The sequence below is a fragment of the Rufibacter sp. JT20002 genome (assembly GCF_056491185.1).
Map to the genome: position 1 here is coordinate 1,022,146 of NZ_JBSZJY010000002.1, position 12,566 is coordinate 1,034,711.

Annotated in this window: 11 protein-coding genes and 1 pseudogene; 10 read left to right on the plus strand and 2 right to left on the minus strand. The window is 43.4% G+C overall.

The window, feature by feature from the left end:
• Window positions 1–57: 57 nt before the first annotated feature.
• The 4 genes and pseudogenes from ACW9SV_RS13795 to ACW9SV_RS13810 all read left to right on the plus strand — a co-directional run bounded on the left by ACW9SV_RS13795 (window position 58) and on the right by ACW9SV_RS13810 (window position 4,944).
• The gene (locus tag ACW9SV_RS13795; RefSeq protein ID WP_479557350.1) at window positions 58–1,137 is read left to right on the plus strand and encodes a FecR family protein; all 1,080 of its coding nucleotides are present in this window, start codon (window positions 58–60) and stop codon (window positions 1,135–1,137) included.
• Window positions 1,138–1,169: 32 nt separating this feature from the next.
• Window positions 1,170–1,904: a head GIN domain-containing protein gene (locus ACW9SV_RS13800; protein WP_479557351.1), complete on the plus strand. Its 735-nt coding sequence runs from the start codon at window positions 1,170–1,172 to the stop codon at window positions 1,902–1,904.
• A 448-nt stretch (window positions 1,905–2,352) separates the two neighbouring features.
• Window positions 2,353–2,568: pseudogene (locus tag ACW9SV_RS13805) on the plus strand (DUF4974 domain-containing protein); the annotation flags it as partial.
• 9 nt (window positions 2,569–2,577) lie between these two features.
• The gene (locus tag ACW9SV_RS13810; protein WP_479557389.1) at window positions 2,578–4,944 is read left to right on the plus strand and encodes a TonB-dependent receptor; all 2,367 of its coding nucleotides are present in this window, start codon (window positions 2,578–2,580) and stop codon (window positions 4,942–4,944) included.
• A gap of 78 nt (window positions 4,945–5,022) precedes the next feature.
• Here the strand turns inward: ACW9SV_RS13810 and ACW9SV_RS13815 are convergent, their stop codons facing one another.
• A complete protein-coding gene (locus tag ACW9SV_RS13815) occupies window positions 5,023–6,504 on the minus strand; it encodes a hypothetical protein (RefSeq protein ID WP_479557352.1) in 1,482 nt (493 codons plus the stop codon).
• A 276-nt stretch (window positions 6,505–6,780) separates the two neighbouring features.
• Here ACW9SV_RS13815 and ACW9SV_RS13820 point away from each other — a divergent pair, with 276 nt between their 5' ends.
• From ACW9SV_RS13820 to ACW9SV_RS13840, 5 genes are all read left to right on the plus strand, one after another.
• Window positions 6,781–6,999, plus strand: a complete 219-nt coding sequence (locus ACW9SV_RS13820) for a hypothetical protein (protein ID WP_479557353.1) — start codon at window positions 6,781–6,783, stop codon at window positions 6,997–6,999.
• A gap of 126 nt (window positions 7,000–7,125) precedes the next feature.
• A complete protein-coding gene (locus ACW9SV_RS13825) occupies window positions 7,126–8,850 on the plus strand; it encodes an ABC transporter substrate-binding protein (protein ID WP_479557354.1) in 1,725 nt (574 codons plus the stop codon).
• Window positions 8,851–8,857: 7 nt separating this feature from the next.
• Window positions 8,858–10,216: an ABC transporter permease gene (locus tag ACW9SV_RS13830; protein WP_479557355.1), complete on the plus strand. Its 1,359-nt coding sequence runs from the start codon at window positions 8,858–8,860 to the stop codon at window positions 10,214–10,216.
• Between the two features lie 11 nt (window positions 10,217–10,227).
• The gene (locus ACW9SV_RS13835; RefSeq protein ID WP_479557356.1) at window positions 10,228–11,283 is read left to right on the plus strand and encodes an ABC transporter permease; all 1,056 of its coding nucleotides are present in this window, start codon (window positions 10,228–10,230) and stop codon (window positions 11,281–11,283) included.
• Between the two features lie 188 nt (window positions 11,284–11,471).
• Window positions 11,472–11,732 (plus strand): hypothetical protein, encoded by a 261-nt coding sequence (locus ACW9SV_RS13840; protein WP_479557357.1) that lies wholly within the window; start codon window positions 11,472–11,474, stop codon window positions 11,730–11,732.
• Between the two features lie 37 nt (window positions 11,733–11,769).
• On the opposite strand, the gene ACW9SV_RS13845 is transcribed toward ACW9SV_RS13840, so the two are convergent.
• On the minus strand, window positions 11,770–11,952 hold the full coding sequence (locus tag ACW9SV_RS13845) for a hypothetical protein (RefSeq protein ID WP_479557358.1): 183 nt from the start codon (window positions 11,950–11,952) through the stop codon (window positions 11,770–11,772).
• Window positions 11,953–12,132: 180 nt separating this feature from the next.
• Between ACW9SV_RS13845 and ACW9SV_RS13850 the strand changes: the two genes are divergently transcribed.
• Window positions 12,133–12,531 carry a response regulator gene (locus ACW9SV_RS13850; RefSeq protein WP_479557359.1) on the plus strand — a complete coding sequence of 133 codons (399 nt, stop codon included), beginning with the start codon at window positions 12,133–12,135 and terminating at the stop codon, window positions 12,529–12,531.
• Window positions 12,532–12,566: the final 35 nt, after the last annotated feature.

Genomic DNA, 12,566 nt, shown 5'->3' on the forward strand with positions numbered 1-12,566 from the left:
AGGGGTTTCTTCCTCCTTATCTGTCTTTTAGATAGATACCACGACACTAACACTACCATGACACAAACAAAACTTAATAACCACGAGAACCCGGAATGGGTCTTGATGGCGAAAGCATTGCGAGGGGAGCTGACAGAAGAAGAACAACAGGAGTTTACTTCCTGGTTGAACGAAGATGACGCCCACACGCAACAATGGACCGAAGCTCTTGAAGTCTGGGATGAAGTTGGAACTGAGCAGAACCTCTCCTTCCAACCCGACACGGAGGCAGCCTGGTCTAAATTCTGCGCCAAAGCAGATTTCACCCCTGAAACGAAAGTAATCCCCCTCATTCCGGCAGAGAACACCCAGCCTGAAACCCACGAAGGAGATACCGTTGAAAGACAGCTTTTCCCATGGAATACCCTATACAAGTATGCCGCCGCTTTTGTACTAGCAGCTGGTTTGGCTTGGATGGGGTATTTGCAGTTTAATACTTCTTCTTCCACTGCCTGGACTCAGGTAGCCACTGCCGCTGGCCAGAGACAACTGATCTACTTACCCGACAGCAGCCAGGTAACCTTAAATGAAAACTCCACCCTTCGGTACCATACGGCTTTCAAGGGAGAAGTGCGAGAGGTGGAACTGGTAGGCGAAGGATTCTTTGAAGTAAGGAAAAACCCAGATCAGCCCTTCATTGTGAAAAGCGGTAATGCTCAAACCAAAGTTTTGGGTACTTCCTTTAACGTGAGGGCTGTAAAGAATGAGTCTGAAGTTTCTGTGGCTGTTGTCACCGGCAAAGTGGCTTTCTCTTCCCTCAAAGAAGACAAAAAGGTTCTACTGACTCCCGGGTACACCGGTGTTCTTTCAGCTAACGGTCAACTAGACCGCAAAGAGACCATGAAAACAGGCACCTCTACCTGGCGGGCATTGGAGTTCAAAAACACTTCTATCAAAGAAGTAGCAAATCAGTTAGAAAAATATTTCAAAGTTTCTGTGGAGGTTCCTAACCAGAATCTGCAGGCATGTACCTTTACCGGAACGTTTGAGAACCCAGAGTTAGGTGAAATCCTTTCAGTGTTGAAAGCTTCCTCTGACTTCAAAATCAACCGTACAGAAAAAGGATCTTATACCATTGATGGTGAAGGTTGCCGCTAGACTCATCAGCCAAGGTCTTTTTTAGTACCAATATGTATCTAAGAGTTGTTTTCTATACGCTTTCAACTTTTTGTTCTTTCGCCCTTTTAACCGCTTGTGACATCTTAGGCACCGGGCCTTGCAAAAATGGCAACGGTGAGATCAAAACTGAAGCCAGGGATGTTGCTTCTTTCAATGGAGTGGACATGCGCCTGGGAGGTAACGTGTATGTTACCTCAGGGTCCAGAGTAGAGGTGAAAGTAGAAAGTTTTGAGAACCTTATTCCGGAGATTAAGACCGAAGTGGAGGGAAACACCCTTATCATCAGATCTGAATCTTGTCTGGATTACTCAGAGGAAGACACCAAAATATACATCTCCATGCCAGACCTGGAGACAGCCGCAATGAAGGCATCAGGGTTGATGAGAATTCAGGCGGTTCCGTCTTCCAATCCATTAAAGATTCATCTGGCGAGCTCTGGAACGATCAGGTATATTGGAAGCGTCAACCGGATGATCATTCAAAACTCTGGCTCGGGTGACGTGGATCTGGAAGGATTTGCTTTTAATCTGGAGACGAACCTAAGCGGTTCCGGAAAGATTTTGGGGTACTTTCTCCATACCGATACTGCCACCACCACCTCTACCGGATCTGGGCACCAACAAATTTGGGTAAATCAAATTCTGGATGCCACGGTTAAAGGAAGCGGCAATATTTACTACCGGGGACATCCTTACCTGATCACCACCCTCACCACGGGTTCGGGTAAAGTAATCAATGACAATTAAAAAGCCAGCCCTGAAAGAACCAGGGCTGGCTTTTTCTTTGCCCAGCACAAGGCTACTTACTCCTAAGGGCTAATAGGCCCTACTTTTTTAATAGTTCTGCCTCAATTTACATTTAAAGGTCATATCTATTAAACAAGGCCTAAACTAAGGCTTATGGTTCCAGTTCCGTTTGGGCCTTGTTTTAGAAAATACAGGTAAAACCCACTTGAACAAAGTGCACTCATATTTCAGGTACTCTTCAAAAGAAGAGGCTGTGGCTTATAAATTTTACTATATTTTAATTATACGATTTTGGAAATAATCATGAAATACGGAAATTAGCGAACCAGTAATATTCAGCATCATATCTACTAATTCTTCCGAATTTCAGGCATTGCTAAGACTTTTCTGTACATACCTTAGTGCGTTTTACCTGATCTTTTTCTCTTTGAGGTCAGAAGCGCAGTTATTGCCTTCTGAAAAACTGGTTTCCTTTAGATACCAGGACAAACCCTTAGAGCAGGCTTTACTAGATTTACAGAAAAGGTACTCCATCAAATTCTCTTACAGCAATAGCCAATTACCTTTAAAGGCACCCGTTTCCTGCTCAGCCTCCTCACTCCCTTTAGAGAAGGCTTTGGATGAACTCTGTCAATGCGCAGGTCTTTCCTACCAAATCATTGGTGAACAGATAGTGCTTAAACTTAAGTCAGGGATTGAAAGCAGCAGCTATACCTTAAAAAATTACACCCAAACGTTACGGGGTTTGGTTATTGATGCCGGTCTTAGAACCCCATTGATTGGAGCAACGGTTCAGTTGTTGTCTGTTGATCCAGTAAGAGCGGTTAGCACAGATTCAGACGGTTCGTTTGCCTTTGAGCACCTGCCCATTGGTAGGCACTACCTTAAAGTAACTTACCTGGGGTACAAAGACGGGGAAATCTCCAATATCATGGTGGTATCGGGAAAAGAAACCGTCATCACCGCCCAATTAGAGGAAAGTTTCATTGAACAAGCCGAGGTGGTGGTGATCGCGGAGCGGGATAAAACACTGCCCCAGAACCTACTTATCTCTTCTAGTGTCCATACCTTAAGAACAGAAGAAATCAACCGCTTTGCCGGCTCCAGGCAAGACCCCAGCCGGATGGCAGCCAATTACGCAGGCGTTTCCAGTGCCTCGGACCAACGGAATGACCTTATTGTTCGGGGGAACTCTCCTTTAGGAGTTCTCTGGCGCCTGGAAGGGGTTGAAATTCCCAATCCCAACCACTTTACGTTCACTCCTAATACCGGCGGTGCCTTCAGTATGTTGAACAACAACCTGCTGGCGAATTCAGACTTTTTAACCGGTGCTTTTCCGGCTGAATACGGTAACCGGATCGGGGCCGTGATGGACATTAAATTACGGGAGGGCAACAATAAGAAAGTAGAAAACACTTTACAGTTAGGCTTAAACGGAATGGAAGTGGTCACCGAGGGGCCACTGGTAAAGAAATGGGGAGGTTCCTTTTTGGGGAGCATGCGTCTTTTCACTTTCCGGCCACTGGAGAAGCTTGGCGTTAATATTGGATACGAAGGCCTTCCCAGGTATCAGGACGGCTCCTTTAAGATTGTATTGCCTACCCCCAAAGTGGGAAAATTCTCTGCTTGGGGCATTGCGGGTAGCAGCAGCGTTACTATCTATGACATTGATGAAGACACCACCACCTGGGGAAAAGTAAGGTACAGGCTAGAACCTACTTTAAACAACCAGATGTATGCTTTTGGGGTGCATCATACTTTCTCAAGAATACCCAAAACAGTTACGGAACTGATTGTTTCCACCTCCGGGAGCCAGGTAGAAGCCACTAGCATTGCCACTTACAGGAACCACATTTCCCTCCTATTCTACTACTTACGCAACTACGAAAGGCAACTCATTACCCGGTTCAATGTAACCCACAAACCCTTCAATCGGCTCTTGGTCAAAAGTGGTTTTACCTGGCAGAAAATGTACTACAACAACCAGGAAATCATGTACCATGACCAAAGGGAGGTATACGAGATTCCTTTAGATGCACAAGGAGCTGCCTCCCTGATGCAGGGCTACTTACTTTCTAAGTACTCCCTGACTCCCCGAATAGACGTTCAGGCGGGACTTTACACCCAAAGGTTCTCCATTGGTAGTAGGATTGCCCTGGAACCCAGGCTCTCTTTGGATTACTTTGTCACCGATAATCAGAAACTTTATGTGTCTGCGGGCTTGCATAGCCAAACCCAACCTTTGGTCTATTATGAATACCGGTTCTTCTCTCAGGAAAAACCAGAATTCAACCAGCCTTACAACCAACTTGACTTTACCAGAAGTCGCCAAGTGGTCTTAGGGTACCATTATACCATTAATAATAGTTGGCGCTTCAAAGCAGAAGGATACTATCAACACCATTATAAAGTACCAGTTAGTAAAAGAACCGGAGAAGAGGCTTTCTCAATGCTCAACTTAGGAACAGATTACAGCTTTGTAACGGTAGACAGCGTGGTTAGTGAGGGAAAAGGTAAAAACTATGGACTTGAATTTACGGCAGAACGTTTTCTTAAAAATGGGCTTTACGCTTTAGGTAACGTGTCTTTGCTCCAGTCAACCTTTACCGGGGGTGATGGGAAGGAAAGGCAAACGGCCTTTAGCATTGGGTTTATTTCAAACGTATTAATTGGTAAAGAAATAAACCTGGATCAGGATAACAGGCACCATTTGTCTCTTGACCTACGAGTAAATTATGCTGGCGGAAGAAGGTACATCCCAATTGATGATGAAAGAACAAAGAATGAACCCTCAGACAAGATAATCTACGATTCTAAAAGGGCCTACCAGCCACAGCTTAGGAATTACTTCAGAACGGATTTACGAATCTCCTATCAGTTAAATACCGCAAAAACTACCCACTGGATTTTTGCCGCTGCTGACAATATTCTCAATAATAAAAATGAGCTTTATAAAGGCTGGAATATGGAAGCCAATGAGGCTAGGACGTATTACCAACTCGGTATTTATCCCTATCTGGGATATCGCATACAATTTTAGTTTTTACTTCAACATCAAACAAACTCTAAGTGGTTAGTGATTGTTTGATGTTGAAGGTTAAGGTAATTGCAGGCCTATCTATTTAGCGAATAGCGCAGCTTTTTTGATCCTGTCTAAAACCAGTTCCCATAAGTGCTCATAGGGAATGATTTCAATTTCTGCATAAGCATCGCCAGGGGTTGGGGTTCGCTGGAGTTTGCTGTACAGGTATTGACCTTTTTTCTGCGTTGTAGAGTATTCAAAATTGGACCGTACCAAAACCGTTAAAAGTTTAAAGAAGATTCGGCTCCGTTCACTAAAGCTGTCTTTGAAGTGATGCTGGGCATACTTTTTCAGGGAGTCAACCCTGTATTCTAACGCCTCATAATCTACTATCTCCAGGTAGTACATCACTTGCAGGACAAGAATAGCAACGTTGAAGCCTTCTTTATCCTTGCTATAAGATGGGGCATTATGCACCAAGGTTTGCCATTTGCGGGGGTTTTCCGCTTGAGGGGCTATAAACTGCAAATAAGCCTCCAGCAAAGTCCACCGTTCTTGGGCTAACTTGTTAATTTTCTTTATGAATGGATTGGCCTGAACCTGATGGAGCAACATATGCGCTACCTCATACTTCTTTGCGTGAATTGCCAATAAGGTATAATTCTCCATATAGGCAAACCAGTTATTACTAGTTGGAGTAAAGAATGGCAAGTAGTTATTAGCAAGTACTAAACCTTCTTCCAGTTTTTTTGCCCTTAAGTGAGCATACACCTGAATGAATTTATTAAACCTGATATCTATTCTGTTGGCTACCACTTTTTGTTCTTGCAGCAGTTTCTCAGACATATTGGTCAAAAGCACTATTTTATCAAAATCACCGGTTAGTTCGTGAAACCAGATAGAAAGGCGGTAGTAGTTATGAAATGTTTCAAAGGTCTGGGCCTCCTGCCACAATTGCAGCATTTTAGTTAGCACCTCCTCAATTTTCTCCAGGTAGCTTTTTCTGGCCACAACAGAATGGCTTAGTTCAATATTCGCTTGCAGGAAAAGCAATTCAGATTCCTGATCGGCCGCAAGTTTTGGATTAAGCTCGCTTAATTGATTGATGGCTTTATAAAAGAAAGCCTTTTCTTTTAAGTTAACACAAGATTGTAAGATAAGCCTTAGACAAAGGGCGGCTATATAATTAAAATCAAATTCGATGGCTTTGGCTAAAGCCTGTTTCAATAAAGGAAGTGCAATATCGTTTCCGCCGGCATCCATTAGAACCCTTGCCTGGTAAAATTTGGCTAAACAATGCTGCTCTACCATATGTGAGCTTGGCAGACCTTCCCTTCTGTCATCCATGAGAAAAAGCTGGTTCATTAACTTTTTTCTCAACCTGGATTTGATCATTTTCAGCCCATCTTTATCATCGTTTCCGGAGTAAAGAATTGCTTTAGCGGTAGTTTCATCGGTTATCCGGCCTTTTACTACCTCCTGGTACAGGCGCTTCTCTTTAGAATTATTGGTAAAAACTTGTGCTGAAATACCTCCTCTTTTTTCAATTATCTGTATAATCTTCTTTAACTCCTCCATTTACAAACTGCAAGGCTATTATTCATATATTACGTTCAGCAACTTCTAATACTTTCTATAAGTTTAAAGAATCTATATATCTGAAAAACTATTTTTTTAAAGTTTTTTAAAAGTAAGAAGAGCTAAAATACCCCTTTAAAAACTGCACACAAGTTTGCCACGATTATTATTATATTTTTTATTGTTTTAATTATAGTTACGAGAGGCTTTAACCTTTCCTTTCATCCAGATGCGTCTTTTACCAATTTTGTTATATACTTAAAAACTAAATAAGTCATGGTAGAATTACTCCTCGCTCTGCTTCTTCAAATCGCTGTTCTAACAGGAAATACTGCAGTTACCAAAGATAAAGATAAGGATAAAAACTCCTCATCTACTACTGCTGCCTCGGCCAGCACCACCCAAACAACTACTACCACTACTTCTACTATTGGAGGTTCTGGACAAGGTGAAGCTGGTTATGGCGGATCAGGTACTTGGGATACAAGAGACTAGTCGTTCTATCCAGATAGTATAAAGATAGATTTCTTCTATCTTCATGTATTTAGAAAACAAGCCAAGGCTTATTGGGGCAAGTTTTGTAATATTGAGCATGGCGTTAGCCTGAACTTCTTGCTCTATATGAAAAATTACTGCGCAAAGAGCCTTAGCTTGTTTTTTTTATGGCTTTTAGCCTGCTCTCCTTCTACTTCAGAAACAGCAATCAAAGTTAGGTTTGCCCAAGACCCAGAGTCTTTACACCCACTCAGCTACGGCAACGCCCCTGCCCTGCAGATTCTTAATCATATTTACCAAAGCCTTTTAACGGTAGATATTGCGGACAAAACTATCAACCCCCTTTTGGCGGCAAACCTTCCCACTATTAAGCGTGAAGATACCCTCTCCTACTTTACTTACTCCATCCGTCCGGAAGCACAGTGGGATAACGGGACTCCTGTTACGGGGCAAGACGTCGCTTTCACCCTGAAGTTGCTACACAGCCCTCTGCTAGATAATGAGCGTTGGCGGGCACAATATGATTTCATCAAAGACATAGAAATCTCTGCCGGTGATCCCAAAAGTTTTACCCTGGTGTGTTCAGGTTATACCCCAGAGATGAAGTTAATGACGGGTGACTTTTTCATTCTTCCAAGGTACCAGTTTGACCCAAAGGGTACACTTAGTGCGGTATCATACCGATTAGTTAGGGAGAAATTTGACTCTTTGGCGCAAACCCCAACTTTTAAAACGTTAGCCTCTTCCATTAACAGGGCCGCCATGGCAAGGGATACCTCCTTGGTTAAAGGCAGTGGGCCGTACCTTCTGAAGCGGTGGAACTCTGGCCAAGCTATTTTCTTAGAAAAGAAAAAGACTTGGTGGGGACAGAAAGCTGCTTCTACTTCTAATAGTGCCTTAATGGCCAATCCTTCTAAACTGGTTTACCAAGTCATGCCAGACAACGCGGCTGCAACTTTGGCTTTGAAGGCGCAGCAATTAGATGTGATGGATAATATTCCGTTGGTTTCTTTTCAGGAGATGCGGCAAGACAAAAAGTACCAGCAACTCTACCATTTCTACTCCCCAACTTCTTACGAACTTGTTTTCATGGGAATGAACGGGCGAAACCCGCTTTTGAAAGACCGTGGCACCCGGCAAGCGCTGTCCCATCTCCTGAATATACCACAGATCATCAACTCGGTTCTGGGTGGGTTGGCAACAGAGACGGTTGGCTTTGTTCATCCCCAGGAAAAGGAATTTTACAACTCATCGCTTACCCCCATCAGATTTGATCAGCAAAAAGCACAGTCCTTGCTGAAGGCTGCCGGTTGGGAACAAACCTCTACCGGTTGGCAAAAGAAGATAGATGGGAGAGTACGCCAGTTGGAGCTGAATTTAATGCACAGAGCTGGTAATACAGACTTTGAAAATATGAGCGTTTTGTTTCAGCAAAACGCTAAAGCCTTAAGGATACCTGTGACGCTCCAGGCACTTGAGAGCAGCCAGATTAGTGACAGGCTCCAAAGCGGGCAATTTGACCTTTACTTCAGAACCCTAGTAGGCAATCCTTTCTCCTATAACCTGATTCCTATTCTACACACGTCCAATGCCAAAGAAGGCGGCGGAAACGTAACGGGCTTTGGCACTGCAGAAACCGATCTTCTCCTAGAAAAAATAGCGAAAGAGGAGCGCACTCGGGAGAAAGCGGCTTTACTGAAGTCCCTTCAACAGAAAATGCAGGAGGAAAGCAATCTGGTGTTTCTATACTTCCAGAAAAACAAAATTGCAGTTTCCAAAAGGCTTGATGCCGTGGTTGTTTCAGGCTTGAAGCCAGGGTATGATGTGAATAGGGTGACTTTAAAAAAATAAGAAGGGAATGGCATTGGTGAAGGCTTCCCTTCAGGTACTGAAATTTGCATTCTCCCTCTGGCTAACGGCCTCCTTTGTCTTTTTGATGAGCCGATTGCTTCCAACTGCCCATACCCCAAAAGGCATGGGAGAAGTGGATCTATCTGTCTATGGAGCCTCAGACGCTGCCACCCAGGAAAGGGTAAAGGCCGATTATCTTAGAAGAGCAGGGTTAGATAAACCTCTTTTTTACTTCAAGGTACTCCTGTACGGGGAAAAATTAGCCCAACAGATCAATCCAAATCCTCTGGATCAAGCTTGGATGACGAAGGCGGTTTTATGGCATGGCAAAGTGCCGGCACTTGAAGTCCACAGGACCTGGCAAAAATGGGGACAAAAAGCTACTCCTGCCCATAAGCTAGAACTACAAAACATATTACTTGAGTGGTCAGGCAGTGATTTACCGGAAGAAAGAGCCGCTATGCTGAAGGTGGCCGCTCGGGTATTAGCAGCATCTGCAGAATCAGCATCTACCCGGTTGCTTTCTTCTTTAAAAGAATTAAATGAGCAAACGTCTCCTTTCTATTACTTTTTACCTGTCTTTCAATGGAATGGGACTGAAAACGTATACCACCACTGGATACTTCAGATACTTCGTGGCGATTTAGGATTGTCGACTCAGGATTACGAACCGGTTTCTTCTAAAATAAAAGAAGCAGCCGTACTCTCCTGTGTGGTGGGGGCAATGGGTTTGGCTGTAGCAGTCACCATTTCTTTCTTCTCAGGCATGTTCCTCACAGAAAACTCTAATAGTTCCTTTTCCTATATCTTACGCCAGTTTCTATACGGGTTAGACAGTATCCCGGCGTTTCTAATAGCGTTGTCTCTCTTTGGTATCTTTTTAATAGTAGGTGGATCAGTTTTAGCGCCTCTCCCCTTTGAGGCGGAAGAGAACGGTCTTCAGACTTTATCGAACCCGGCAGTGCTCTTAGGGAGTGTTTGTGTTTCTCTCCTGATTATACCCCATCTCACGTTGCAATTTCATAGAAGCTTAGAAGAGCAGTCGGTGCAGTTATATCATCGCACGGGTTTGGCAAAAGGGCTTACTTTTGTAAAAACGCTTAGAAAACACCTGCTGCCTAATGCCTTGCTTCCCAGCTTAACCATTCTCAGCGAGGTAATAATTGGGTTGATGGCTGGGGTATTAGTGGTGGAGATCACATTTTCCCTACCTGGCATTGGCAGTTTGCTAACAAAGTCTATCCTTTCGGCAGATTATCCGGTTCTGGTGGGCCTTACCCTCTGGTTACTGGTATTCCGGCTTTTTGTGGTTTGGCTCACCGAAATGGCGTTTCGGTTCCTTGATCCTAGAATGAGGAATAATTAAGGAAAACAGGGATGGGGAAGTCAAATACGAAACAGCCGTTTTCTTTTGCAGAAAAGGTGTCCATTGGATGGTTGATCTTTTTCACGGGGTCCGCCTTGGTTGCTCAGATCATGGTGGCTCAGGGAGTTCAAGTAATTGCTACCCCTGAACAAGCCTATCTCCCTCCTTTCACTTCGTCAGAGCACCTGTTTGGCACAGACCAACTTGGCAGGGATGTGCTGTTTTACTTATTCCTGGGATGCCGTACCGCTTGGTTGTTAGCCATTCCGCCGTTGGTGGTCGCGTCATGTGTGGGCGTTCTGTTAGGCACCGGTGCTTCCCTCCTTGGGAACGGAGGATTCAAAATTTCAACCGGCAAATTCACTTTAGTAATCTTTTTGCTTCTCGGCTACATGGCCATTTACCCGGTCATGCATTATTGGCCTCCTTTTCAGAATAGCCTGACCGCAACAGGTATTTACTATGGACTTGGCCTTCTGATCTTGTATTATCTTTTAAGTAAGAACCATAGCACTTCGGCCCTTCCAACCTCCGGAAAAATTGCGGTACCAGTAGATGCAGGCCTGCAAAGAATTATCAATATCTGGTCTTCTTTACCAAAACTTCTTCTTTTACTAATCTTAACTGCTTTTACGCCTTTTTCTATTTACACCTTGATGGGCTGGATTTGTGCCACCTATTGGGTACTTCCGGCCCGAATTGCTAGGGCGGGTGTTCTGCAAATGAAGAAAGGTGCTTACTATGAAACTACCCAGGCCTTAGGCATTCCAATAAGAAAGGTATTTACCCATTATCTGTTGCCTTCTTTGAAACGACCTATCTTAACAAATTTCTGTTTTGCTTCCTCTGGTTTGTTGGGAGTAGGCTCTACGTTGGCTTACCTGGGAATTGGGATACCTCCAGATGTCCCTTCTTGGGGAAAAATGCTGGCAATGGCGAGGTTCTCAGTTGAGGCTTGGTGGTTATTAGTCTTCCCCGCAGGCATATTACTCCTAAGTATTTTCAGCCTCCAGGTAGTAGGCCATAAACTATCCATCCTCCATAAGCCTGAATCTGTTACCAAATAGGGGTTTAAACAAGCAAAAAGGCCATCAAGAAGATAACCTAATCTCTTCTTAATGGCCTTTTTGCTTGCAAATACCTTTATAAAAACAATTTATTCTTATAATAAACATAGTTATTAAAACCAAGATACTTTCCTATTTCTACAGCATACAGCCTTGTATTATTGTATCATAATAAAGCGCAAAAGGAAATGAACGCATCTGGTTTGAGTTTGATTAATGCTTCCAAAAAGCAATTTCACCTGAAGGTGAATGCAATGGCTACTAAGAAGCCAGGCGGACAAACTGCCCAAACCATGTCTGGTAATTTAGAAAATTTTTCTTCTACCTCTACCAATCACCTGATTGAATTTTCAAAATCTTCCTTGTCCGAAGGTTTTGTGTTAGACGGGTTCTTCTTAGGCACTTTTGAATTTGATTCTCTTACCGGTCATCCTGGAATACGGTATTAAGACTTTTAGTTGTCTTCCGTAGCCCCCCATGCGGAAGTTAGTTTTGTTTCAGTTTTTTTGTTGTTTGTCTGTTTGCCTGCCGGCTTGTCACCGGCAGGCTTCTTTTTGTCCCTCCACTAACTCCTAGACGAACTACATCTCTTTCAAATAGCATCAACTTTTCTGACAAACGATTCTTTTTGCTTGTTTTAAGAAAAGGAGCCCAAAACTCTACTTTCATCTAACTTTATATTACAGGTGTTACTTTGGGCTTTCAATAAAGTGAAGCATATGCTAAGTGATATATTTTTATGAAGTTATTCCTAATTTTTCGTAACCATAGCGTTGCTTCTAGGGTATGTGTGGTTTGTTCACATAAGTAACCGTACATACCCGTACAATAACACCAGGGAGTATTCAAGTGAGAAAAATCAAAAATGTGCTTGTGGTAGATGATGACGACACTGCCTTGTTTTTAGCAAAGAAAATGCTAGGAAGATTAGGAGTGGCTGAAAACATCTCAACCGCTAATAACGGATTAGAAGGATTCATGTACATGAAGGAGGCCAGCAAAGGCCCTGTTGAAAATTTCCCTGAGCTCATTCTGGTGGACTTGAAGATGCCCGTGATGAACGGATTCAAGATGATTGAGGCCATGTGCGGACTCTCCTTCCCGATCAAGCCTGTGGTGGTGGTTCTTACTTCGTCCCAGAACACCATTGATAGAGAAAAGGCCCGAAACCTAAAAACGGATGGATACCTGATCAAACCACTGGAAAAGGAATCCATTGAGCAACTCTTGGGTGAGTTACTGGTGTAAGATTAGAATTATAATTTGAAGCCCTTTTAGTCTTT